We start from the raw sequence: 25,126 nt of genomic DNA, 5'->3' as shown, positions 1-25,126 counted from the left end.
GCGCGAGTTGCGGGCTCAGCGGGGGTGCCCGTCCATGCAGCGACGGCCGGATCCGATGCGAGCCGTAGGCCGCAGGCCACCCGCCGCCGACGGCGGCCGATCAGCGCCGGGGGAGGATGTCGTCGATGTGGGCGGCGAGCTCTGCGGCCACGTCCACGCTCTCGCGGTCGTACAGCCACTGGTACTGCAAGCCGTCCCACAGTGCGACGAGCCGGATCGCCTCACGGGCGGGATCGCGGTGGGGCGGCAGGTCGCCGTCCTGCTGCGCCGCGCGGAGGACGGCGGTGAAATGGTCGATCGTGGCGGCGAAGCGCTGCGTGAAGTAGTCGTGCGCCGGATGGTCGGGCGGCAGTGCCTCGCACGAGAGCACCGCGTACACCTCGATGAGTCCGGGCGCGGACGCCGCATTGATCGCAGCGTTGCGCGGCAGATCCCGCAGCGCATCGGCAGCGCGCTGGGCGTGCGCCGGCGGTGACACCGAAATGGCACGATCGCGCTCGGCCAGCACGGCGCGCAGCAGCGCATCCTTCGACGGGTAGTGGTGCAGCAGGGCCGACTTCGACACCCCCACGCGCTCGGCGATCTCTCGCAGGCTGGTGTCGGCGTACCCATCCCGGGCGAACAGCGCCGTCGCGTCGCGCACGATCCGAGATCGCCGCTCGCGCCCGACGCGGTAGCCCTCCGTCGTCTCGGGCTCTTCGTCGACGAGATCGAGCGTCGGCCAGGGCGCGGGACGGGCGGATGCCGCGGCATCCTCACCCCCGTCGCGTTGCGCCGGACCGGGCGCGCCGGGGGCTGCGACCAGCATCTCCTGCATGTCGGTGAGCAGCGACACGAGATCCACGCGCCGGGGCAGATAGAGCTGAAGCAGCTGCAGGCCGTCCCAGACCGCCGCGATGCGGACGGCCTCGCCGCCCACGTCGCGGCCGGGATGCACCGCGCCGACGGTGCGGGCCGCGGACAGCTGCGCGACGAACACCGCGCGCAGTCGACGGTAGCGCTCGCGCATCGCCGCGTGCGCGGGGTGTCCGCGGGTGGAGCCCTCGCCGACGAGCGCCGCATACAGCGCGAGATAGCCCTCAATCGTCGCGTTCCTCGCCGCGACCGACGAGAAGAGCAGCGCGCCGGCCTCGCGCGCGCCGTCGTGGTCGGCGAGAGCCGTCTCGGTCGATCGGTCGAACCCGGCGACGACGGCGGCGAGGAGCATGTCCTTCGTCGCGAAGTGCTTCAGAAGCCCCGGGTGGCTGATGCCCGCCGCGGTCGCGACATCGCGCAGCGACGCCGCACGATACCCGCGAGAGATGAAGACCTCACGCGCGGCCTCGACGATGCGCGCGCGCGTCGCCGCAGCATTGCGTGTTCGCGCCACTGCCGTCGCCATCCTGCCTCCCCGCTCACCCTAACCCCGGCCTGCGGCGCCCGCCGGAAAGAGTTACCAATCGGTCGGGTTTCGTGTACGGTCGGCACAGAGGCGCACCGGATCCGTGCGTCGCCGTGAAAGGACCCCTCCATGACAGAGCTGTCATCCGCCCCGGCCCTCCCCGACGTCGGCGCCCGCCCCTGGCTCGACGCGACGCTCTCCGTCGACGAGCGTGTGGACCTGCTGCTGGCCGAGATGACGGTGGAGGAGAAGGCGGGCCTGTTCTTCCAGACGATGATCACGATCGGCCCCGACGGAGAGCTCTCCGGCGGCGACCCCGCGTTCGGGCTCCCGTCCACCGAGGAGTACGTGCGCGAGCGCCACATGACGCATTTCAACCTCCTGGGCGCCGCGCCCTCGGCGGGCGACATCGCACGCTGGCACAACCGGCTGCAGGAGCTCGCAGCCTCGACCCGGCTCGGCATCCCGGTGTCGCTGTCCACCGACCCCCGCCACTCGTTCACCGACAACCCCGGTGCGGCGATGCACGCCGGTCCGTTCTCGCAGTGGCCTGACGCGCTGGGGCTCGCCGCGACCCGCGACGAGGATCTCGTGCGCAGCTTCGGCGACATCGCCCGGCAGGAGTACACCGCCGTCGGCATCCGTGTCGCCCTGCACCCGCAGGTCGATCTGGCGACCGAGCCGCGTTGGGCGCGCCAGCTGCAGACGTTCGGAGAGGACGCCGAGCTGTCGGCGCGCCTCGGCGCCGCCTACATCCGCGGATTCCAGGGCGAGACGTTCGGGCCCGGCTCGGTGTCGACCATGGTCAAGCACTTCCCCGGCGGCGGGCCGCAGAAGGACGGCGAGGACCCCCACTTCGCGTACGGCCGTGAGCAGGTCTACCCCGGTGATGCATTCGAGCTGCACCTGACGCCCTTCGCGGCCGCCTTCGACGCCGGCGTGCGCCAGGTCATGCCGTACTACGGCATGCCGATCGGCACCCCCTACGAAGAGGTCGGCTTCGGTTTCAACAAGAGCGTGCTCACGGGCCTGCTCCGCCAGCGCTTCGGTTTCGACGGCGTCGTCTGCACCGATTGGGGCCTCATCACCGACAGCGACATCATGGGCACGCCCTTCCCGGCCCGCGCGTGGGGGGTGGAGCACCTCACGCCCGCCGAGCGCATGGCGAAGATCCTGGATGCCGGGGCCGACCAGTTCGGCGGTGAGCGCTGCACCGAGATCCTGGTGCAGCTCGTGGCCGACGGTGTCGTGTCCGACGCGCGCCTCGATGTGTCGGCGCGACGCCTGCTGCGCGAGAAGTTCGTCCTGGGGCTCTTCGACGACCCGTTCGTGGATGCCGAGGCGGCCGACGCGATCGTCGGCTCCGCCGCATTCCGTGCCGCGGGCGAGGCTGCGCAGCGCGCCTCGATCGCGGTGCTGTCCGCGACGGCATCCGTGCCCTTCGCCGGCGGCGTCAAGCTCTACGTCGAGGGGGTGGATGCAGCCGTCGCGGCCGCCTATGGCGAGCTCGTCGCAACCCCCGCGGAGGCCGACGTCGCGGTGCTGCGGCTTCAGGCGCCCTACGAACAGCGAGGATCGGCGTTCGAGAACTTCTTCCACGCCGGTTCGCTCGACTTCCCTGCCGAGGTGGTTGCGCACGTCGCCGAGGTCGCGGCAGTGGTGCCCACCGTGGTCGACGTCTTCCTCGATCGTCCCGCGATCCTCACACCCTTCGCCGAGCTCGACGTGAGCCTCACCGCGAACTGGGGCGCCGGTGCCGCCGCCCTGTTCGACGTGCTCTCGGGTCGCGCGTCGGCGCGCGGAAAGCTCCCGTTCGATCTCCCTCGTTCGATGGCCGCGGTCGAGGCCTCACGTCCCGATGTCCCGTTCGACACCGCCGACCCCCTCTTCCGCTTCGGTCACGGCCTCGAGCTCTGACCCCGGATCCCACCCGGGCTCTGACCCCGGATCCTGACCCCGTTCCCGCATCGGATTCGGGCCTGCGCAACAGAATCGGATGCCGCCGCGCGCGGCATCCGATTCTGTGCGCGTGATCCGCATCCGCTGCGGCGCCGCGGCCCTCCGCGCGCCCGCCAGGCGGCTGCCACGCTCACGCGCGTTACCCCTGCGATCGCCCCGCGTCAAGCGGAGGCGCCGACGGTGCGCGCAGGAGTAGAACTGTGCCCGGCGTACGCGAGGTCGCGCGCCGGAGAGGAACTGCGATGGCGTCGTCGAAGATGCAGGTCAAAGAGGTGCGTTCGCTCGTGCCCGCGCGGATGGATCGGCTGCCCTGGGCCCGTTTCCACTGGATGATCGTCGTCGGCCTCGGCTTCTCGTGGGTGCTCGACGGCCTCGAGGTGCAGATCGTCGCGGCCAACGGGTACGCCCAGACCCTCGGGATGGACTCGTTCCAGGTCGGCCTTGCGGGCACGTTCTACCTGCTCGGACAGGTCACCGGCGCCCTCGTCTTCGGTCGGCTGACTGACCGGCTCGGGCGCAAGAAGCTGTTCATCCTCTCGCTCGCGATCTACCTCGTCGGCAGCGCCATGGCCGGGCTCGCCTTCGCGCCGTGGTTCTTCTACGTCTTCCGCTTCATCGCGGGAGCCGGCATCGGCGGGGAGTACGCGGCGATCAACTCGGCGATCGACGAGATCATCCCGTCGAAGTACCGCGGCCGGGTCGACATCGCGATCAACGGCACCTACTGGGGTGGGGCGGCCCTCGGCGCCGTGGCGAACGTGTTCTTCCTCAACGCCGACATCCTTCCGCAGGACATCGGCTGGCGGCTCAGCTTCTTCCTCGGACCGCTCCTGGGTCTCTTGATCATCTGGCTGCGTCGCCACATCCCCGAGAGCCCGCGCTGGCAGATGACGCACGGGCAGGAGGATGCCGCGGAGCGCACGGTCGACGGCATCGAGGAGCGCATCCGCCGCGAGGGTAAGGATCTGCCTCCCGTCGACGAGTCCAAGGCGATCGTCGTCAAGGAGTACGGCCGGGTGCCGTTCCTCACGATCGCGAAGGTGCTCTTCCAGAAGTACCCGCGTCGCACGCTGGTGGGCGTGACGATGATGGTCACGCAGTCGTTCCTCTACAACGCGATCTTCTTCACCTACGCGCTCGTGCTCGAGAACTTCTACGACACGCCTCCCGCCGCGGCATCCACGTACTTCATCGTCTTCGCCGTCGGCAACCTGTCGGGCGCGCTGCTGCTCGGCCACTTCTTCGACACGTGGGGGCGGCGCCGGATGCTGTTCGGCACGTACGTGCTCGCCGGGCTCATCCTGCTGGTGAGCGCCTTCCTCTTCAACGCGGGCGTGCTCAACGCGGCCACGCACACCGCGTTCTGGTGCGCCTCGTTCTTCTTCGCGTCGGCGGGTGCTTCCGCGGCCTACCTCACGGTGAGCGAGATCTTCCCGCTGGAGCTTCGCAGCCAGGTGATCTCGTACGTCTTCTCGATCGGGCAGCTCGTCGGCGCGGTCGCCCCCGGGCTCTACGGCGCGATGGTCGGCGACGGCACCGATCGCGGACCGCTGTTCTGGGGGTACGTGCTGGGCGCCGCGGTGATGATGTTCGGCGGTGTGATCGCGGGTGTGTTCGGCATCAGCGCGGCCGGCAAGTCGCTCGAGGACATCGCCGACCCCCTGTCGCTCGTCGAGGGTCCCGACGGTGCGGTCCGTGCGGGCGACGGAGGGCCGACGCGGTGAAACCCGGTGGAACTCAGTCTCACCAAACGTGGGTGTGGGTCTCATACAGGTGAGAATGCCGCTGAGGCGCGCCGCTTTGTGGGCAGCGCGCAAGCGTTTTGCGAGGTGCCCGGCGCGCTCCTAGCGTCGAGCGTGAGTCTTCCTGTCCGCTGTCGAAAGGTACGCCGATGACCGACGCCGCCGTCCGTCCGAAGAAGCCCGCCACGAACACGCGAACGCCCGCCGGCGGAGCCCCGACCGCTGCGCACACCGCCGCAGAGGCCCACGAGCCGCGCATCCACGTCGACACGGTCACCGATCTGCTGCTGGGAACGTGGGCGCAGACCCGACGCGAGGCCCGCGAGATGATCAAGGACCCGGCGCTCTGGAAGATCGAGGGGCTCTCGGTCGCCGACCACCGCGAACGCGTGTTCGGCCAGCTGCAGACCCTCGTCGACAACAACGGGTCGCGGCGCGCGTTCCCGAAGAAGTACGGCGGCCTCGAGGACAACGGCGCGAACCTCGCCGGATTCATGGAGCTCGTTCTGGCCGACCCGTCGCTGCAGATCAAGTCGGGTGTGCAGTGGGGCCTGTTCGGCTCCGCGATCTACCAGCTCGGAACCGAGAAGCACCACGATGCGTGGCTGCGCGATGTCATCGAACTGACGCTGCCGGGGGCGTTCGCGATGACCGAGATCGGACACGGCTCCGACGTCGCCGCCATCGGCACGACCGCCACCTACGACCCGGAGACCGAGGAGTTCGTCATCAACACGCCGTTCCGCGGCGCGTGGAAGGACTACCTCGGCAACGCCGCCGTGCACGGTCGGGCCGCGACCGTGTTCGCCCAGCTCATCACCGGGGGCGTCAACTACGGCGTGCACTGCTTCTTCGTCCCCATCCGCGACGACGAGGGCAACATGCTGCCGGGCGTGCAGAGCGAGGACGACGGCGTCAAGGGCGGGCTCAACGGCATCGACAACGGACGGCTGGCGTTCGACCACGTTCGCGTCCCGAGATTCAACCTCCTGAACCGCTACGGCGACGTCGCCGCCGACGGCACCTACAGCTCCGACATCCCGAGCCCCGGGCGCCGCTTCTTCACCATGCTCGGCGCGCTCGTGCAGGGCCGGGTCTCGCTCGACGGCGCGGCGACGACCGCGACCGCGCTCGCGCTGCACATCGCGATCACCTACGCCGGTCAGCGTCGCCAGTTCGACTCAGGGTCGGGCAGCGACGAGGTGGTGCTGCTGGATTACGGCAAGCACCAGCGGCGCCTGCTGCCCCGACTGGCGCAGGTGTACGCGCAGTTCTTCGCGAACGACGAGCTGCTGCGCACCTTCGACGGCGTCTTCAGCGGACGCACCGACACCCCCGACGAGCGCGAGAACCTCGAGACCCTCGCCGCCGCGCTGAAGCCGCTGTCCACGTGGAACGCTCTCGACACCATCCAGGAATGCCGCGAGGCCTGCGGAGGCTCGGGCTTCATGGCCGACAACCGTCTCGTCGGGCTGCACCACGACCTCGACGTCTACGTCACCTTCGAGGGCGACAACAACGTCCTGCTCCAGCTGGTCGGCAAGCGCCTGCTCAACGACTTCGCGAAGCAGTTCAAGGGCGCGGATGCCGCGAAGCTCGCGTCCTTCGCCGCGAAGCAGACCGCCGGCAAGGTGTTCCACGGGGCGGGGCTGCGCCAGCTCGGTCAGGCCGTCACCGACTTCGGCTCCACCGCCCGCTCGGTCGAGCTCGGGCTGCGGGCCGAGCAGCAGCACGAGCTGCTCGCGGAGCGCGTGCGGCAGATGATCGAAGACATCGCCGGGCGGCTGCGCCCGGCATCCAAGGCATCGCCCGCCGAGGCAGCGGCGATCTTCAATGCCAATCAGGCCGAGCTGATCGAGGCGGCGCGGGCACACGGCGAGCTGCTGCAGTGGGAGGCATTCAGCGACGGCATCGCCGGCATCTCCGATCCCGGCACGGCGCAGGTGCTGGGGTGGCTGCGCGACCTGTTCGGTCTGCACCTCATCGAGAAGCACCTCGCCTGGTACCTCATCAACGGCCGACTGTCGGCACAGCGCGCGGCATCCGTCTCGAAGTACATCGACCGCCTGCTGCTGCGGCTGCGTCCGCACGCGCAGGATCTCGTCGACGCGTTCGCCTTCGAGCCTGAGCACGTCCGCGCGCCCATCGCCTCCGGTGCCGAGCAGGAGCGCCAGCGCGAGGCGCGGGCCTACTACGCCGATCTCGCCGCCGCCGGCGAGGCGCCCGTCTCGGAGAAGTCGCTCAAGAAGAAGTAGGTGGCGCCGCGGAGGGTGCGCTCCTCACCGGAGTTCGTAGGTGAAGCTGCCGCGGTAGCGGAACGCCGTGCCGATTCCGCGCAGGCGCACGACGGCATCCACTCGCTGCAGGCCGTCGGTGATCCGTTCATCGACGACGACCTGGGCGAACGGCGGCAGGGGGATGCGCCGGCCGGCGATCCGCCAGGCGAGCCGATCCGAGCGCAGCCGAAGGCCGCCATCGATCACGGCGGCAGCGAGGCGCACCTCCAACCCTCCCCGTCGCCCGAGCCGGTCGACGATCGCGCCCTCGACGGCCTGCATGCTGTCGAGCATGACGCGCTCGCGTCTGCGAAACCGGAAGGTGCGGACGGCGCGCAGGGTCCCGTCGGGCCCGCGCTCGTTGCGTACCGAGAACGGCACCTCCTGCTCGTTCTCGGGAAACAGCACGCGTCGCCATGCCAGGACGACGAAGACGGGGCGCAGGAGCGCGATCCTCGCTCCGGCGACCTCGAAGGTGCCCTCGCCGGCGCCGACCGCGCCCGGGGGGATCGGTCCGAAGTAGACGCGTAGGCGTGGGTCGAGGTCGGCGAAGCGCAGACCGAGCACCTTCTGATAGACCGACGTGTCACTGGACGCGCTCATGCCTCCGAGGGTATCTTGTTTTGAACACGTTCAGAAAGGGGATGCCGGTGCACGAGCAGACACGGCGGCGCGTCGTCGTCGCCGGGGCGTCGGGCTTCATCGGGAGGGCCGTCGTCGCGTCGTTGCGCGCTCGTGGCGACGAGGTCACGGTCGTCGGTCGCACCACCGGCGTGGCCTGGAACGACGCCGCCGCACTCGTCAGAGCCGTCGAGGGAGCCGAGGTCGTCGTGAACTTGGCGGGGAAGTCGGTCAACTGCCGCTACACCGACCGCAACCGCGACGAGATCCTGCGCTCACGCATCGAGACGACGCGCGCCCTGCGGACGGCGATCGCGGCGGCGTCGTCGCCTCCGGCCGTGTGGCTGAACGCGTCCACCGCCACGATCTACCGGCACCGCACCGATGCCCCGCACACCGAGCGTGCCGGTGAGCTCGGCACGGGATTCTCCGTCGACGTGGCGCGGGCGTGGGAGCACGAGCTTTTCGCGGGAGAGCTTCCGCAGACGCGCCGTGTCGCGATGCGGATGGCGATCGTGCTGGGCGACGGCCCCGCCACCCGGATGCTGACGACGCTCGCCCGTCTCGGCCTCGGCGGATCTCAGCGCGACGGCTGGTGGCTGCAGCACCGCCGCTACCGCGGCATCGGGCCGCATCCGAGCGGCGATGGTCGCGCGCCGCACCACCGCACCCGCGGACGCCAGCGCTTCAGCTGGGTGCACATCGACGACGTCGTGGCCGCGATGCACTTTCTGATCGAGCGTGACGAGCTGGCCGGCGTCGTCAACGTCGTCGCGCCGCAGGCCTCCGACAACCGCACGCTCATGCGCACACTGCGGCGCATCGTCGGCGCTCCCTTCGGGGTGCCCGCCTTCCGCTGGATGCTGGAGCCGGCGATGTGGCTGCTGCGCACCGAGCCGGAGCTCGTGCTGAAGAGCCGCTGGGTCGTCCCCGAGCGGCTGACCGCGGCCGGGTTCGTCTTCGCGCACCGTGACTTGGAGGAGGCGCTGCGAGCGAGTCTCGCATCAGCCGCCCCGCGCGGCGCCCGCGCCGGCGTCGCCGGGGATGTCGGCGCCCGCGGTTAGCCTGACCGGGTGGATGATCTGCGCGAAGGCCCGGACGGCCTGCTCCGGTGTGGCTGGGTGGGCGACGACCCGGAGTACCGGCGCTATCACGACGAGGAATGGGGTCGTCCCCTGCACGGCGACCGCGCCCTCTTCGAGAAGATGAGCCTCGAGGGCTTCCAGGCGGGGCTGTCGTGGATCACGATCCTGCGGAAGCGCCCCCGCTTCCGCGAGGTGTTCGCAAACTTCCAGCCCGCCGTGGTCGCGGAGTTCGACGAGGACGATGTCGAGCGGCTGATGGCGGATGCCGGGATCGTGCGCAACCGCGCGAAGATCCTCGCGACCATCGGCAACGCCCGACTGGTGCGGGAGATGGAGACGGGTGCGCTCGACGATCTCATGTGGTCGTTCGCGCCGCCGGTGCGGGCCGAGGGCGAGCGTCCGGTCGCGTTCGCCGACGTGCCGGCCGTGACGGCGGCATCCGATGCGCTCTCGAAGGCGCTGCGTGCCGCCGGCTTCCGCTTCGTGGGATCGACGACGATGTACGCACTCATGCAGTCGGCCGGGATGGTCGACGATCACCTCGCGGGGTGTCATCGCGCGGTGTGAACGCGCGAGCGGGTCGACGCGGGACTGTGCGACGTCGCACCCTCGCGGCAGACTGTCGCCATGACACCGGCATCCGAACACGTCGCCGACTCCCACGGCCTCATTCGCGTCGTGGGCGCACGCGAGAACAACCTGCAGGGCGTCGACGTGGAGATCCCGAAGCGTCGGCTCACGGTCTTCACCGGCGTCAGCGGCTCGGGCAAGTCGAGTCTCGTCTTCGGGACCATCGCGGCCGAGTCGCAGCGGCTGATCAACGAGACCTATCCGACGTTCGTGCAGCAGTTCATGGGCCAGGTGAACCGTCCCGAGGTCGACGCGCTCGAGAACATCAGTCCGGCGATCGTCGTCGACCAGGAGCGCATGGGCGCGAACGCACGCTCGACCGTCGGGACGGCGACCGATGTCCACGCGATGCTGCGGGTGCTGTACAGCCGCATCGGCCATCCGCACATCGGTTCGCCGCAGGCGTTCTCCTTCAACGTGCCATCCGCGTCCGGATCGGGATCCCTCACGGTCGCGGCGGCCGCGTCCACGACGCAGCACCGCCGATTCGAGATCACGGGCGGGATGTGCCCGGCGTGCGAGGGCCTGGGGCAGGCGAGCGAGATCGACATCGACGAGGTGCTCGACCGCTCGCTGTCTCTGCGCGACGGAGCCATTCGCGTGCCCGGCTACACGCCCGACGGTTGGATGGTGAAGGGGTACAGCGAGTCCGGTTTCTTCCCGCCCGACGAGCCCGTCGCGCAGTTCACCGCGACGCAGCTGAACGACCTGCTCTACAAGGAGCAGACGAAGGTCAAGGTCGCCGGCATCAACATGACCTACGAAGGACTCATCCTCAAGATCACGAAGTCGATCCTGCAGAAGGATCGCGACAGTCTCCAGCCGCACGTGCGCAGTTTCGTCGATCGTGCGGTGAAGTTCATGCCGTGCACCGCCTGCGGCGGCACGCGCCTCAATGACGGAGCCCGGTCGTCGACCATCGCCGGGGTCAGCATCGCGGACGCGGCGGCCATGCAGATCACCGAGCTCGCGGAGTGGGTCGCCTCCATCACCGATGCCTCGGTGGCCCCGCTCGTCGCGGGCCTGCGTCAGACGCTCGACTCCTTCGTCGCGATCGGCCTCGGCTACCTGTCGCTCGATCGCGCCAGCGGCACACTGTCGGGAGGCGAGGCCCAGCGGACCAAGATGATCCGCCACCTCGGCTCGAGTCTCACCGATGTCACGTACGTCTTCGACGAACCCACCACGGGCCTGCACCCGCACGACATCCAGCGGATGAACGACCTGCTCCTGCTCCTGCGTGACAAGGGCAACACGGTTCTCGTCGTCGAGCACAAGCCCGAGGTCGTCGCCATCGCCGACCACGTCGTCGACCTCGGACCCGGTGCGGGCCGCGCCGGTGGACGCATCGTGTACGAGGGCGACGTCGCGGGGCTTCGTGCCTCGGGAACGCTCACCGGCACCCACCTCGATCACCGTGCGCGACTCAAGCCCGCGACGCGCACGGCGCGCGGCGCACTCCAGATCCGCGGCGCAAGTCTGCACAACCTGCGTTCCGTGGACGTCGACGTGCCTCTCGGCATCCTCACCGTCGTCACGGGAGTCGCGGGATCGGGCAAGTCGTCGCTCATCCACGGCAGCCTGCCGGCGTTCGACGACGTCGTCGTCGTCGACCAGACGGCCATCAAAGGCTCGCGCCGTTCGAGTCCGGCGACCTACACCGGTGTGCTGGATGCGATCCGCACCGCGTTCGCGAAGGCGAACGGCGTCAAGCCCGGATTGTTCAGCGCCAACTCCGAAGGCGCCTGCCCCGCGTGTCGAGGCCTCGGTGTCATCATCACCAATCTCGGGTTCACACAGAGTGTCGAGACCCGCTGCGAGCTGTGCGGCGGCAGCGGGTTCAGCGACACCGTGCTCGAGTACCGGTGGCAGGGCAAGACGATCGCGGAGGTGCTGGCGATGTCGGCCGACGAGGCTGCCCCCTTCGTCGGCACGGGGCCGGCCCACGCGGTCCTGCGACGGATGATCGACGTCGGGCTGGGCTACACGACGCTGGGCCAGTCGCTCTCCTCGCTGTCAGGCGGCGAGCGGCAGCGTCTGAAGCTCGCGATCGCGATGGCCAAGCCCGGCGCCGTGTACGTTCTCGACGAGCCGACGACCGGCCTGCACCTCGCCGACGTCGACAACCTGCTCGCGTTGCTGGATCGTCTCGTGGATGCCGGCAACTCGGTGATCGCGATCGAGCACCACCAGGCGGTCATGGCGCACGCCGATTGGATCATCGACGTCGGTCCGGGCGCCGGTCGCGAGGGTGGTCGAGTCGTGTTCGCGGGAACACCTGAGGACCTGGTCGCCACGGGTGAGACGCTCACGGCTCGTCATCTGGCTACCTACGTCGGAGCATGACGATCCAATAGTGGGTAGTTCTCCCCATGTGCAAGGGCACGCAGCCGTTGATTTCGTGACGTAGGCTATCCGGGTCTGCACGACGTGTGCGCCTGCTTCAGCAACAGGTCCCGACGCCACGCAAATGAATACGAGCCCGGAGGGGAGCCGAGCCCACAATGAAGTCCTTTGCGTGGCTTCGCGCGCGTCCGCGTACGCTGATTTCGACCGCCGCGGTCACCGCGGCCGCTCTCGTGGTCGGCTTTTTCGCGGTGTCGTACGAGGGCAAGCCGACCACCGAGGTCGACCTCAATGACGGCGGTGTGTGGGTCACGAAGCAGTCCAGCCTGCTGATCGGCCACTTCAACCACTCCTCGCGCGTGCTCGACGGGGGCCTGCGTGCCGGTACGTCCGACTACGACATCCTGCAGAGCGGCACCCGTGTGCTCGTCGTCGACTCGACGGCGTCGTCGATCACTGCCGTCGATCCCGCCCGCGTCATCATGTCGGACTCCGCCGAGCTCAAGCCCGGGGCCGCCGTCGCGATGGGCGCGGACACCGTCGCGGTCATCGAGCCCACGGGAGCACTCTGGACCAGCCCGTTCACGGCCATCAGCGGTATCGGCGCCCAGGGCACCGAACCCGTCGCCGACGAGGGCAAGAATGCGAAGGTCGCCGTCGGCGTCGACGGCACGGTGTACGCGGCCTCAGCGTCGGAGGCCGCCGTCCGTTCGTACGGACAGGGAGACGACGGCACGACGGTGCAGAAGTCGTCGCGCGATCTTCCCGGTGTGACGGCCGACCACAAGCTCTCCTTGACCGTCGTCGGCACCACGCCGTATGTGCTCGACCACGACACCAACACGCTCTACGGCGGCGACGGGCTGCGCGTGCAGGTGCCGGGCGACGCCGTGCTCCAGCAACCGTCGGGCACGGCCGACGCCGTGACCCTCGCAACGCCGACGTCGCTGGTGCGCATCCCCACGGGGGGCGGCGATCCCCAGACGATCGAGGCCGGCGGCTCGAAGGGCACGCCCGCCGAGCCGGTCTCTGTGGCCGGCTGCGCGTACGGCGCCTGGTCGGGCAGCGGACGGTTCGTCCGCGACTGTCCCGGCGACGCCGACGACGCCGCGCGGGATGTTCCCGGCGTCGAGGCGACGAGCGTGCTGCGCTTCCGGGTCAACCGCGACGTCGTCGTGCTCAACGACGTTTTCGGCGGTGCCGCGTGGATGGCCTCGGACTCGATGCAGCGCGTCGACAACTGGCAGGACATCACGCCGCCTGAGGGCGACGGCGATGACGAGGAGAAGACGACCGAGGAGACCGTGCAGACCACGCTCCCCGAGCGCACCGACCAGAACACCCCGCCGATCGCTCAGGACGATCAGTACGGGGTGCGCCCCGGCCGCACGACGGTGCTTCCGGTCCTGGACAACGACACCGATGCCGACGGCGACGTCCTCGTCGCCGCACCCGCCTCGACCCCCGCATTCGGCAGCGTCGAGCCGATCAACAACGGCGCGGCGCTGCAGTTCACCGCTCCCGAGGGCGCGACCGGTTCCACGAGTTTCCGCTACACCGTGGAAGACGGTCGTGGCGGCGAAGCCACCGCGACGGTCACGGTGACGGTGCACCCGTTCGATGTGAACGCGGCGCCGGTGCAGAAGCGCACCACGCCGATCACCGTCGAGTCGGGTGGCACGGCCTCGTACAACGTGCTGTCGGACTGGATCGACCCCGACGGCGATGACATCTTCCTCAAGGACGTCGCCGCCGACGGCGGCGACGAGGCGGACTTCACGCCGGATGGGCAGATCACGTACCGCGCGATCGGCGGCGTCCAGGGGCGCAAGGACGTGCCGATCGTCGTGTCGGACGGCACGGCGGACGGCGCCGGCATCGCGCGCTACGACATCCGCCCGCTCGGCACGACCGTCCCGGTGACCAACTCCGACCACGTCGTCACACAGGTCGGACGCACGGTGACGGTCTCTCCGCTCACGAACGACACGAGCTCCGGCAGTGAGCCCTTGCGCCTCACCCGCGTCGACGAGGTGCCCGGCGCGACGATCGTCCCCGACTTCGCGAACAAGACCTTCACGTTCACGGCCTCCAGCCCCGGCACGTACTATCCGCAGTACCTCGTATCGGCCGGCCCCAACTCCGTTCCGGGTCTCGTCCGCATCGATGTGCTCCCGGCATCCAACGAGGACCTGCCACCCGTCGCGGTGCGCGACGTGGCTCTGCTGCCCGTCGGCGGCGACGTGCTCGTCAACGTGCTGTCCAACGACACCGATCCCGCCGGGGGCATCCTCGTGGTGCAGTCGGTCAGCTCCGTCCCCGGCTCCGGCGTCGCCGCTGCGGTGCTGGGCCATGAGACCGTGCGCATCAGCGACATCGGCTCACTCAGCAAGCAGGTGCGCGTCGGGTACACGATCTCCAACGGCTCGCGCACGGCCGAGGGCGAGATCGTCGTGATCCCGGTGCCGCCGCCCGCGAAGCTGCGCCCGCCGGTCGCCAACGACGACCAGGCCGTCGTGCGCGTCGGCGACACCGTCACCATCCCCGTGCTGGCGAACGACTACCACCCCAACGGCGACACGATGCACGTCGCTCCCGATCTCGTGCCACCGCTGGTCGACCCCGCCGACGGCGAGGCCTTCGTCTCCGAGGACAAGGTCCGCTTCCGTGCCGGCAACACCCCGAAGACCGTCTACGTCACGTATGAAGCCGTCGACTCGACCGGTCAGCGCGACGCGGGGTACGTCACGATCCAGATCCTGCCGCGCAATGACGAAGCCAACTCCGCGCCGAAGCCGCGCGATCTCACCGCGCGCACGCTGAGCGGTTCGACCGTCACGATCCCCGTGCCGCTGGACGGCATCGACCAGGACGGTGACTCGGTCGAGCTGGTCGGCATCGCCGACGCGCCGAAGAAGGGGCGCATCGTCGAGACCGGGGCGAACTCGTTCACCTACGAGGCGTTCGGCGACTCCGCGGGCGTCGACCGGTTCTCCTACCGGGTGCGCGACAGCCTCGGCAAGGACGCCACGGCCACCGTGCAGGTCGGAATCGCACCCGCGGCATCCGTGAACCAGGCGCCCTACGCGGTGCGCGACACGGTGACGATCCGCCCGGGACGCGAGGTCGCGGTGCCGGTCCTCGCCAACGACTCCGACCCCGACGGCGACGAGTTCGGTTTCGCCCAGGACGACCCGGTGACGCTGCCGCCGAACGTCCCCGGCCTGAAGGCGCGCGTCAGCGGGAAGTATCTGCTCATCACGGCTCCGAACGAGCAGATGAACACGTCGCTGCAGTACGCGATCACCGACTCGCGCGGCGCGCGGGCCTCGACCAGCGTGCAGATCACCGTCGACCCGAACGTTCCGCTCGAGCGTCCCATCGCCCGCGACGACCGCGTGCGCGCCGAGGACGTCAAGGACGGCACCACGGCCGATGTGGCGGTGCTCGAGAACGACGACGATCCCGACGGCACGAAGAGCGATCTCACGGTGACCCTCGGTGCGGGCGGGGACAACGCCCGCGTGGGCGCGGACGGCACCGTGCGGGTGCAGGTCACCGACCAGCGCCAGCTCATCACGTACACGGTCACCGACCCTGACGGTCTCACCGACTCTGCGTTCATCCGGGTGCCGGCGCTGTCGGAGCTGCCGCCGAGTCTCATCTCCACCAAACCCGTCGAGGTCAAGAGCGGCGAGACCATCGATCTTCCGCTGTCGCAGTACGTGCGCGCGGCCGGTGGCAAGAGCGTCGTGATCACCGAGGCCGCCAAGGTGTCGGCGGTGCACGCCAACGGCGCGAACCTCATCAAGGACCAGCAGACGCTCGTCTACACCTCGGCCGACCGCTACTTCGGTGCCGACGCGCTGACGTTCGAGGTCACCGACGGCGACGGTCCCGACGACCCGACCGGGCGCAAGGCCACGCTCACGATCCCGATCACGGTTCTGCCGCCCGACAACCAGTCGCCGACGATGCTCGGCGCCTCCATGAACGTCGCGCCCGGTGAGGATGCCACCGTGCTCGACCTCGCGGCGCTCGCGACGGATCCCGACCCCGGCGATCAGGGCAAGCTGAATTTCGCGATCAAGGGCTCCACGCCCGACGGACTCACCGCCTCGGTCGACGGCACACAGCTGAAGGTGTCGGCCGCGGCATCCACGAAGAAGGGCACGCGCGCCGACCTGACGGTCACCGCCGACGACGGCACCACGACGCCGGCGGAAGCGACGATCTCGATCACCGTCACCGCGTCGACGCGGCCGCTGGCCAGCGCCAACGACGACGTCATCGCCGAGTCGGCCCAGGGTTCGACCGAATCGGTGCCCGTGCTCGCCAACGACGTCAACCCGTTCCCCGACACCCCACTCAAGATCGAGAACGCGGTGCTGGAGACCGGGCAGGCCCAGGTCGCCGTCAAGGGCGACCGGGTGGAGGTCACCAGCGACAAATCGTTCGTCGGCACCGTCATCGCGCGCTACCGCGTGATGGACGCGACCGGAGACCCCGACCGCGCGGTCGAGGGACGCATCCGCATCACGGTGCAGGGAAAGCCGGATGCCCCGGGTCGCCCCGTCGTCTCCAGCATCCAGAGCCGCACGGTCGTGCTCTCGTGGACCCCGCCGACCGACAACGGGTCGCCGATCACCGGGTACACCGTCACGTCGACGGCGAACAACTACATGAAGCAGTGCGCGTCGACCACGTGCACCCTGGACGGGCTCACCAACAACGTCGAGTACAACTTCGTGGTCACGGCCAGCAACAAGGTCGGCACGTCCGACCCGTCGCTGCCGTCGGAGACCGCACGCCCCGACGTGCGCCCCGACACCCCCGCGCCGCCGACGCTGCAGTTCGGCGACCGCAGCCTCACCGTGTCGTGGGTTCCGCCGCGCTCGGAGGGCTCGCCGGTCACGTCGTACACGCTGGAGATCTCGCCGGCGCCGCCGTCGGGCATCGTGCAGAAGACGGGCGTCACCGGAACCTCGATCGTCTGGGACGGCCTCGAGAACGGGGCGTCGTACCAGGTGCGCGTGCGCGCCCACAACAAGGCGCCGGATCCGAGCGAGTTCAGCCCCTGGTCGGCGTCGATGGTGCCGGCCGGAAAGCCGGACGCGCCCGCCGCGCCCACGACGACGCTCCTCTCGCCGGTGGGCTCGCAGGCTCAGATCCAGGTCGACTGGAAGGCGCCCGCCAACAACGGCGACGCGATCTCCGGGTACGAGCTGCGGGTCCTGCGCGGCGGCTCCGTGGTGAACACCATCCCGGTCTCGGGCAGCCAGACGAGCCAGGCCGTCAAGGTCGACACGTCCACGACGGACTACACGTTCGACGTCCGGGCACAGAACAAGGCCGGCTGGGGCGACCGCAGCCCGCAGTCCGCCCCGCGTCGCGGCGTCACCGCTCCGGCGGCGCCGACGGGTGTCGCAGCCCGAGAGGGCAACAACACGGTCGATGTCTCGTGGCAGGCCGGTTCCGGCAACGGCGCGAACGCGAACGAGATCCAGTACCAGTACTCCGTGAACGGCGGCGGCTGGCGCGGCGACTGGGTCGGCGGCGGCACCAACGGCGCCGGCACGATCGGCAACGGCCAGGTCAACAACAACGGCACGTACACGATCCGCGTGCGCGCCGTCTCGACCGTCGACGGCAGCACCTACGCCAGTGGGGCCTCCAACGACTCGAACGCCGTGTCGCCCTACGGGCCGATCGGCAACCCGTCAGCGAACGCCTCGGCATCCGGGACGAACATCACGTACTCGTGGTCGTCGCCGTCCCGCAACGGGCGCGACATCGGCACCGAGGTGTACATCGACGGCGGCCTCGTCAGCCGTGACGCGAGCGGCTCGATCACGCGCGGCTACGGCTACAGCGAGACGCACAGCATCGAGGTCCGCACGAGCGCGGCCGGCCAGACCACCACGGCGTCCGACTCGGCACGCACGGTCGATGCCCCGCCGCCCCCGCAGCCTCGGGTGTGGGTCACGCGCGGCAACTTCGAACCCGCGGGCTGCAACAACGGCTGCTACCACTTCGTCGTCAACTGGCAGAACCTCGACATCGGGACGAAGGACGTGCGGTGCTACCGCGACGGCGGCCGCGTGGGCTCGTATGACAACCCCGTCAACTTCAACGGCAGCGGCAGCCAGGAACTCACCTGCTACCTCGGTGCGGACGGCTACAACGTCTACGTCGACATCCTCGGTTGGGGTGGCTCCGTCGATACGGAGAAGTCCTGGTGGCCACGAGGATGAACGCCTCCCTCTTCAGAATCCGACAGCAAGGAACGAACGAATGAGCATGACCCCCGAACAGGCCGCGTGGTTCCGCGACACCTTCACGCGTCTCGTCGACAATGTCGATCAGGCGCTGCTGGGAAAGCGGGAGGTGGTGGGCCTGGTGCTCTCCGCGATGCTCGCCGAGGGACACGTGCTCCTCGAGGACGCCCCGGGCACCGGCAAGACGAGCCTCGCGAAGGCCATCGCCGCCTCCGTCCAGGGCACGAGCACGCGCATCCAGTTCACGCCCGACCTGCTGCCCTCCGACGTCACGGGCGTCACGATCTACGACCAGCAGAACCACCGGTTCGAGTTCCACCGCGGTCCGGTCTTCTCCTCGATCGTGCTGGCCGACGAGATCAACCGTGCCTCGCCCAAGACGCAGTCGGCGCTGCTGGAGGTCATGGAGGAGTCGCGCGTCACGGTGGACGGCGTGGCCCACGAGGTGGGTCGACCGTTCCTCGTGATCGCGACGCAGAACCCCATCGAGCAGTCGGGAACGTACAAACTGCCCGAAGCGCAGCTCGACCGCTTCATGCTGAAGACCTCGATCGGCTACCCGACGCTCGCCGTCACCGAGCGGATCCTCGCGGGGGCGGTCGACCGCAACCCGTCGGCATCCCTCGGTGCCATCATCACCACGAGCGCGGTTGCCGACATGGCGGACCTTGCCGCCACCGTGCACGTCGACCCCGTGGTCGCGCGGTATGCCGCGCAGCTCGTCGAGCACACGCGCGCGTCCGACGCGACCCGCCTCGGCGTCTCGGTGCGCGGAGCGATCTCGATGATGCGCGTCGCCAAGGTCTACGCGGCCGCGCAGGGTCGCCACTTCGTGGTGCCCGACGACGTGAAGACCCTCGCCGTGCCGGTGTGGGCGCACCGCCTCGTGCTCGACCCCGAGGCGGAGTTCTCCGGAACGACCGCCGAGAGCATCGTCCAGCGGGCGGTCTCCGCCGTGGAGGCCCCCCTGGCGCGGGCCGCCAGCTGATGTCGCCGGCACCGGACACTCTCACCCCGTCGCGCCGCGCGCGGCGACGGGGTGATGATTCCGGCGTGCCCGCGGACGCCGCCGCGCCCGTCGCCCCGACGCCGCCGACGTCGGATGCCGACGGCGAAGCCGACGCGCCCCTCGTCGCTCCCCGGGAGGCCACCGCGGCCGAGCGCCGGCGGGAGCGCATCGACGCGGTGCGCCGCCGCGTCGTCCGCGTGCTGCGGGCGATCGGCGACGTCGTGCAGCCACTGGGGTGGGTGCTGATCGCCACCGCCGTGCTCGTCTGGTGGCTGGCCTTCGCCTACGGCTGGCGCGAGTTCCTCGTCATCGCCGCCGTCATCACGGTGACCCTGATCATCAGCCTCGGCTTCCTCTTCGGCCGCACGACGTACGAGATCGGGCTCGACCTCACGCGCACTCGCGTCGTCGTGGGCGAGCGCGCCGTCGGCGGGCTCATGCTCGCCAACCGCACGCCGCGAACGCTGCTGCCCTCCGAAGTCATCCTTCCCGTCGGCGCCGGGCGCGGCGTCTTCCAGGTGCCGCGCCTCGCGCCCGACGAGGAGCACGAAGAGGTCTTCGCGATTCCGACGACGACACGCGGTGTGCTCTCGGTCGGACCGGTGAGCGTTCGCCGCGGCGACCCGCTGGGGCTGTTCGAACGGGCGCACGACCGCCGCCAGGCCGTCGATCTGTACGTGCACCCGCAGACGACGGCGCTGGAGGGCCTGTCGCTCGGCCACCTCCGCGACCTGGAGGGTCTGCCGGTGCAGCACCTCGCGCGCGACGACGTGTCCTTCCACGCGCTGCGGGAGTACCAGCCCGGCGACGACCTGCGCCACGTGCACTGGAAGTCGACCGCGCGGGTCGGCGAGGTGATGGTGCGCCAGTACGAAGAGACGCGCCGCTCGCACTTCGTCGTGGGCCTGTCCACGCTTCCCGACGAGTATCGCGAGGCGGCGGAGTTCGAACTCGCCATCTCGGTCGCCGGGTCGATCGGCCTGCGCGCCCTGCGGGATTCCCGCGTCCTCGATGCGCGCACTCAGCAGGGGCCGCTGCGCTCGCTCAGCTCCCGCCGCTTCCTCGACGAGCTCTCGATGCTCGGGAACTCGCGCGCCCGGCTCGGCGGGATCGTCGCGCTCGCCGGCGGCATCGCGGCCCATGCGCCGGATGCCGCGGTCGTCGTGCTCGTCACGGGCTCGCGCACCGACGCGGCCGAACTCCGCCTCGCCTGCTCACGACTGCCGCTCGGCGTGCGCGCACTCGCGGTCGTCGCCGACACCCGGGTGGACGCACCGGCACTGCAGCGCATCGGCGAGGCCGACGTCGTCACCGTCGGTGCGCTCGACCAGCTGCCGCGGGCCGTCCGGAAGGTGCTCTCGTGAGCGCGCGCCCGCGGCTGCCGCGTCGCGCCCCGCGCCCCGCTGCACAGGCGGCGACGATCGAGCCGCGCGTTCTCGCTCTCGACCTGACCGCCGCCGCCCTGCTGCTCGCGGTGTCGATCGTCGGGTTCGCCCCCACCTTCGATTCGCCGCAGTACCTCGTCGCCGGCGTCGGCGGGCTCGCTCTCGGGCTGGCGCTGGCCTGGGCGGGAGCCCGGTGGCGCCTCGGGGTGCTGAGCCTGGCCGGCGCGACGATCGGCGCCTACATCGTCTTCGGCGGTGCGCTCGCGTTGCCGCACACGGCGCTGCTCGGCGTCGTCCCGACGCTGGAGACCCTGCAGCAGCTCGCCCTCGGGACGATCACGTCATGGAAGCAGCTGCTGACCACGGTGCCGCCGGTCGCGGCATCCGACGGCCATCTCGTGGTCCCCTTCATCCTCACTCTCGTCGGCGCCGTCCTCACCGGATCGCTGGCGCTCCGGGCCCGCCACGGCGCCTGGGCTCTGCTGCCCGCGCTCGCGGTGCTGGTCGCGACGATCCTGCTGGGTGTCGCGCAGCCCGCGGCCCCGCTCGTCCAGGGCATCGTCTTCGCCGTCGTCGCGACGGTCTGGCTCGCGCTGCGCCGCGCGTGGGACCACGACCGCGCCGCGGTGCGGATCGAGTCGGCGGGCGCCTCGGATGCCGGGGCGGTGCGCAGTTCGCGCACGCGCCGACTCGTCGCCGGTGGGATCGTGCTCGCCGTCGCCTCGGCCGCGGGAATCGCCACCGCCGCGGTCGCCACCCCGCCGCGGTACATCCTGCGCGACTTCATCGTGCCGCCGTTCGACATCACCGACTATCCGAGTCCGCTGCAGTCCTTCCGCGGCTCCGTGCGCGACGACGCCGACAAGACCCTGTTCACCGTGACGGGACTGCCCAAGGACGGCCGCGTGCGGCTGGCGACGATGGACGCGTACGACGGCATCGTCTACAACGTGTCCGACGACGGGGCCGGCTCCTCCAGCGCGTTCACCCCGATCCGCTCCAACATGTCTCCCGCGGCGACCGGCACCGCGGCCACGCTGCGGGTGGAGATCGGCGACCTGAGCGGAGTGTGGGTGCCCGATGTGGGCGCCGTCCGCGACTTCACCTTCGACGGCCCGCGGGCATCGGAGCTTGCCCGCACGACGCACTTCAACGACGCCACCGGCACCGCCGTCGCCCCTGCGGGGCTTGCGTCCGGCGACGCGTACACGATCGACACCGTCATCCCCGACCTCCCGAGCGACACGGCGCTGGCCGACGTGCCGTTCGCGGCTCTCAAGATGCCGAAGCAGACGGGCATTCCGGAGAAGATCGCCGACATCGCCTCCAAGGCCACCGCCAGCGCCGACACCCCGATCGAGCGCGCGCGGGCACTGGAGAGCTACCTGCACACGCAGGGCTTCTTCAGCCACGGCCTGGGCGACGACGTCGTCTCGCTGTCGGGACACGGGGCCAACCGCATCACGTCGCTCTTCGGAGGCGACCAGATGGTCGGCGACGACGAGCAGTACGCCGTCGCGATGGCTCTGATGGCGACGCAGCTGGGCATGCCTGCACGCGTCGTGATGGGCTGGCACGCCGACGAGAAGCACCCGCAGGACGGTCCGACGCTCACGGCCACCGGCGGCAACCTGCACGCGTGGGTGGAGATCGCCTTCCAGGGCTACGGCTGGGTTCCGTTCGATCCCACCCCCGACGAGGACAACAAGCCCAACGACCAGTCGACCAAGCCGAAGGCCAACCCGAAGCCCCAGGTGCTCCAGCCGCCGCCGCCCGCCCAGCAGCCCGCCGACCTGCCCCCGGCGATCGCGGAGAACCGCGACCAGGACGAGGAGCAGGCCGCAGACCTCAGCTGGCTCGGACCCGTGCTGCTGTACGGCGGCCTCACCCTCGGCATCCTGCTGCTGCTGGCGGCGCCGTTCATCGTGATGGGCGTGATCAAGGGCGTGCGCCGTGCGCGCCGACGCAACGCCGAGCGCACCGCGGACCGCATCTCGGGAGGCTGGGACGAACTGGTCGATTCGGCCGTCGATCTGCGGGCTCCGGTGGCGATCGGGGCGACCCGTGCCGAGAGCGCGCTCGTCGTCGGCTCGACTTTCGACGACCCGCGCGTCACGCAGCTCGCCACCCGCGCCGATGTGGATGTCTTCGGTCCGGGCGACCCCGCACCCGAGGATGTCGACGCCTTCTGGCGCGAAGTCGATGACATCGTCGGCCAGATGCGCGGATCGACGACCGTCTGGCAGCGCCTTCGCGCACGGTTGAGCGTGCGGTCGCTGCGCCGCAGCGGCTGGTCGTGGCACGCCCTCGGCCAGGCGATCGCCGGCACCGGTGGCGCCGTCGTCGCGCGCGTGCGCCGCGGCATCCGCCCTCGTGGAACGGAGTCCTCCGATGACTGATCTGGATCTCGTGCGGCGCCCGGCACAGGTGGGCCGGCGGGTGGGCGCCTACCTGATCGACGCGGCGATCGGGATGGTCGTCCTGCTGATCGCGGTGGGCGTGTTCGCCGGTATCTCCTTCGGCACCGGAGGGGCACTGCCCCTGCCGCTGGCCGTGGCCCTGGCGTACGTGATCGGTCTCGGTTGGTTCGTCGTCTACACCCTGATGCAGGCCGGCGCCGGCTCGCTCGGCATGCGCGCGCTCGGGCTGCGACTCGTGCGGGAGGGTGGGGCGGTCGATGCGTCGGCCCCGGCATCGCGCCTCGGCTTCGGCCGCGCGCTCGGCCGCAACCTCGTCTGGGCGTTGGGCGGCGCGATCGTCGTCGGGTACTTCTCCCCGCTTTTCGACTCGTCGCCGTGGCACCGGGGATGGCACGACCGCGCCGTGGGGGCCGTCATGACCGATGTCGCCGGCCGCTCGCCGGTGCCGGCAGCAGATTCCCGCGCGGAGGCGGCGCCCCCGTCGCCCCCGTCGAGTCTGGCGCCGACGGTGCTGCCAGCTGCCCCGATTCTGCCGGAGGCGCCGGCGCCCGAACTCGGCGGCTGGTCGCCTGCCGAGCCTCCCGCGCCGGTGCGGAGCACTCCGCTCGCGAGCGGCGTCATCTCCTTCGTCCCCGGGGTGAGTGACGCCGACCGACTCGATCAGCCCGCGCCCGCGCCCGCACCCGGCCTGCCGACGGTGGAGGTGTCCGACGCGACGCCGCCGGTCTCCGGCGCGCCGGCCGCCGATCGCGGGCCCGTATCCGGTGCCGGCGTGGTCATCGAGAGCATCGACGAGACCCGGATCTCCACCGGAGAGCGTCCTTTCGCGCGCCTCGTGTGGGACGACGGAACGCGGCAGGCGCTCTACGGTCGCACGCTCTTCGGCCGTAATCCCGCACCCGAGACGGGCGCGATGGTCTCACCCGTGCGCGATGAGACGCTGTCGCTGTCGAAGACGCATTTCGAGATGATCCCCGACGACGATCGCGCGGTGTGGGTGGTCGATCGGCACTCCACCAACGGGGTCGCGGTGCGCCGCGGTGACGACCTCCTCCCGCTGGAGCCGGGCGAGCGCACTCGCGTCCGGGCCGGAGACGTGCTCGTCTTCGGCGACCGGCAGGTGACCGTCGAGGTGACCTCGTGACCGACGCCACGCCGGCGGAGCCCCCGATCGCCGTCCGCGTCGGTGCGGCGTCGCACACGGGTCTTCGCCGCCGCGTGAACGAAGACGCCTACCTCGCGCAGGCGCCCCTCTTCCTCGTCGCCGACGGGATGGGCGGACACGACGCGGGCGACCGCGCCAGTGCTGCGGTCGTGGCCGAGTTCGCCCACCTGGTCGGCGGTGCGAGTCTCGCCATCGACCAGGTGCGCGCGGCGCTGCGGCGCGCCCGGTCGCGTGTGGAGGCGATCGCCAGCGACGGACGCGCGGCGGGCACGACGTTGTCGGGCGTCGTCGTCGCCGACGTCGGTGGGGTCGGATACTGGCTGACCGTGAACGTCGGCGACTCCCGCACGTACCGCTTCGCGCAGGGCGTGCTCGAGCAGATCAGCGTCGATCACTCGGTCGTGCAGGAACTGCTCGACGCCGGCGTGCTGTCCGGCGCCGACGCCGCGACCGACAGCCGCCGCAATGAGATCACGAGGGCGATCGGCGCCGGAAGCGAAGGGCAGGCCGACTACTGGATGGTGCCGGCCGAGCCGGGCGATCGCATCCTGGTCTGCTCCGACGGCCTGTCCGGCGAGGTGCCGGCCGATCGTCTGCGCGACATCCTCGCCGAGGAGAGCGATCCCGAAGCCGCGGCGACGCGACTGATCCATGAGGCGTTGCTGCACGGCGGACGCGACAACGTCACCGCGGTGGTCGTGGACGCCGTGCACGTCGCCGGCTTCGACGACGTGTACGACACGGCACCCGCAGGGGCGCGCCGAGCCGAAGCGGACGGCGACACCCGACCGCGCGCGGGCACGAGAGGTGATGTGTGATGACGGATGCG

The 25,126-nt window shown here is 70.5% G+C and carries 14 protein-coding genes; 12 read left to right on the top strand and 2 right to left on the bottom strand.

The window, feature by feature from the left end; genetic code table 11:
* Window positions 1-100 precede the first annotated feature (100 nt).
* Window positions 101-1,381, bottom strand: coding sequence for a TetR/AcrR family transcriptional regulator (locus tag ACT53O_RS03825; protein WP_476151386.1), 1,281 nt, complete (start codon window positions 1,379-1,381; stop codon window positions 101-103).
* A gap of 129 nt (window positions 1,382-1,510) precedes the next feature.
* On the opposite strand from ACT53O_RS03825, the gene ACT53O_RS03820 reads away from it, so the two are divergent.
* The 3 genes from ACT53O_RS03820 (at window position 1,511) to ACT53O_RS03810 (ending at window position 7,337) form a co-directional block, all read left to right on the top strand.
* Complete coding sequence (locus ACT53O_RS03820; protein WP_476151385.1) at window positions 1,511-3,298, top strand: glycoside hydrolase family 3 protein; 1,788 nt, start codon at window positions 1,511-1,513, stop codon at window positions 3,296-3,298.
* A gap of 284 nt (window positions 3,299-3,582) precedes the next feature.
* The gene (locus tag ACT53O_RS03815; RefSeq protein ID WP_476151384.1) at window positions 3,583-5,064 is read left to right on the top strand and encodes an MFS transporter; all 1,482 of its coding nucleotides are present in this window, start codon (window positions 3,583-3,585) and stop codon (window positions 5,062-5,064) included.
* Window positions 5,065-5,231: 167 nt separating this feature from the next.
* Window positions 5,232-7,337, top strand: a complete 2,106-nt coding sequence (locus ACT53O_RS03810) for an acyl-CoA dehydrogenase family protein (RefSeq protein ID WP_036319123.1) — start codon at window positions 5,232-5,234, stop codon at window positions 7,335-7,337.
* 24 nt (window positions 7,338-7,361) lie between these two features.
* Here ACT53O_RS03810 and ACT53O_RS03805 read toward each other — a convergent pair whose 3' ends face one another.
* On the bottom strand, window positions 7,362-7,961 hold the full coding sequence (locus ACT53O_RS03805) for a DUF4166 domain-containing protein (protein ID WP_244295728.1): 600 nt from the start codon (window positions 7,959-7,961) through the stop codon (window positions 7,362-7,364).
* 41 nt (window positions 7,962-8,002) lie between these two features.
* Between ACT53O_RS03805 and ACT53O_RS03800 the strand changes: the two genes are divergently transcribed.
* The 9 genes from ACT53O_RS03800 to ACT53O_RS03760 all read left to right on the top strand — a co-directional run bounded on the left by ACT53O_RS03800 (window position 8,003) and on the right by ACT53O_RS03760 (window position 25,115).
* Window positions 8,003-9,043, top strand: coding sequence for an epimerase (locus ACT53O_RS03800; RefSeq protein WP_476151533.1), 1,041 nt, complete (start codon window positions 8,003-8,005; stop codon window positions 9,041-9,043).
* Between the two features lie 9 nt (window positions 9,044-9,052).
* On the top strand, window positions 9,053-9,631 hold the full coding sequence (locus tag ACT53O_RS03795; RefSeq protein WP_476151383.1) for a DNA-3-methyladenine glycosylase I: 579 nt from the start codon (window positions 9,053-9,055) through the stop codon (window positions 9,629-9,631).
* 60 nt (window positions 9,632-9,691) lie between these two features.
* Window positions 9,692-12,040 (top strand): ATP-binding cassette domain-containing protein, encoded by a 2,349-nt coding sequence (locus ACT53O_RS03790; RefSeq protein WP_476151382.1) that lies wholly within the window; start codon window positions 9,692-9,694, stop codon window positions 12,038-12,040.
* 158 nt (window positions 12,041-12,198) lie between these two features.
* Entirely contained in the window at window positions 12,199-18,294 is a 6,096-nt protein-coding gene (locus ACT53O_RS03785) for an Ig-like domain-containing protein (RefSeq protein ID WP_476151381.1), read from the top strand.
* A gap of 40 nt (window positions 18,295-18,334) precedes the next feature.
* Window positions 18,335-19,306 carry an AAA family ATPase gene (locus tag ACT53O_RS03780; RefSeq protein ID WP_112932281.1) on the top strand — a complete coding sequence of 324 codons (972 nt, stop codon included), beginning with the start codon at window positions 18,335-18,337 and terminating at the stop codon, window positions 19,304-19,306.
* Window positions 19,307-19,371: 65 nt separating this feature from the next.
* The gene (locus tag ACT53O_RS03775) at window positions 19,372-20,691 is read left to right on the top strand and encodes a DUF58 domain-containing protein (protein ID WP_476151380.1); all 1,320 of its coding nucleotides are present in this window, start codon (window positions 19,372-19,374) and stop codon (window positions 20,689-20,691) included.
* Window positions 20,688-23,111, top strand: coding sequence for a transglutaminase TgpA family protein (locus ACT53O_RS03770; protein ID WP_476151379.1), 2,424 nt, complete (start codon window positions 20,688-20,690; stop codon window positions 23,109-23,111). The genes ACT53O_RS03775 and ACT53O_RS03770 overlap by 4 nt, the downstream gene beginning before the upstream one ends.
* On the top strand, window positions 23,104-24,276 hold the full coding sequence (locus ACT53O_RS03765) for an RDD family protein (protein ID WP_378793671.1): 1,173 nt from the start codon (window positions 23,104-23,106) through the stop codon (window positions 24,274-24,276). The genes ACT53O_RS03770 and ACT53O_RS03765 overlap by 8 nt, the downstream gene beginning before the upstream one ends.
* On the top strand, window positions 24,273-25,115 hold the full coding sequence (locus ACT53O_RS03760; RefSeq protein WP_294981068.1) for a PP2C family protein-serine/threonine phosphatase: 843 nt from the start codon (window positions 24,273-24,275) through the stop codon (window positions 25,113-25,115). Before ACT53O_RS03765 ends, ACT53O_RS03760 begins: the two co-directional genes overlap by 4 nt.
* Window positions 25,116-25,126 lie beyond the last annotated feature (11 nt).

Source organism: Microbacterium sp. DMC48 (assembly GCF_056313825.1).
This window is presented reverse-complemented; position numbering and strand designations above follow the sequence as displayed.

Excerpts from the sequence above, each read along its gene's own strand:
- ACT53O_RS03825 (WP_476151386.1), bottom strand. The coding sequence starts at position 1,381 with ATGGCGACGGCAGTGGCGCGAACACGCAATGCTGCGGCGACGCGCGCG.
- ACT53O_RS03820 (WP_476151385.1), top strand. The coding sequence starts at position 1,511 with ATGACAGAGCTGTCATCCGCCCCGGCCCTCCCCGACGTCGGCGCCCGC.
- ACT53O_RS03815 (WP_476151384.1), top strand. The coding sequence starts at position 3,583 with ATGGCGTCGTCGAAGATGCAGGTCAAAGAGGTGCGTTCGCTCGTGCCC.
- ACT53O_RS03810 (WP_036319123.1), top strand. The coding sequence starts at position 5,232 with ATGACCGACGCCGCCGTCCGTCCGAAGAAGCCCGCCACGAACACGCGA.
- ACT53O_RS03805 (WP_244295728.1), bottom strand. The coding sequence starts at position 7,961 with ATGAGCGCGTCCAGTGACACGTCGGTCTATCAGAAGGTGCTCGGTCTG.
- ACT53O_RS03800 (WP_476151533.1), top strand. The coding sequence starts at position 8,003 with ATGCCGGTGCACGAGCAGACACGGCGGCGCGTCGTCGTCGCCGGGGCG.
- ACT53O_RS03790 (WP_476151382.1), top strand. The coding sequence starts at position 9,692 with ATGACACCGGCATCCGAACACGTCGCCGACTCCCACGGCCTCATTCGC.
- ACT53O_RS03785 (WP_476151381.1), top strand. The coding sequence starts at position 12,199 with ATGAAGTCCTTTGCGTGGCTTCGCGCGCGTCCGCGTACGCTGATTTCG.
- ACT53O_RS03780 (WP_112932281.1), top strand. The coding sequence starts at position 18,335 with ATGAGCATGACCCCCGAACAGGCCGCGTGGTTCCGCGACACCTTCACG.
- ACT53O_RS03765 (WP_378793671.1), top strand. The coding sequence starts at position 23,104 with ATGACTGATCTGGATCTCGTGCGGCGCCCGGCACAGGTGGGCCGGCGG.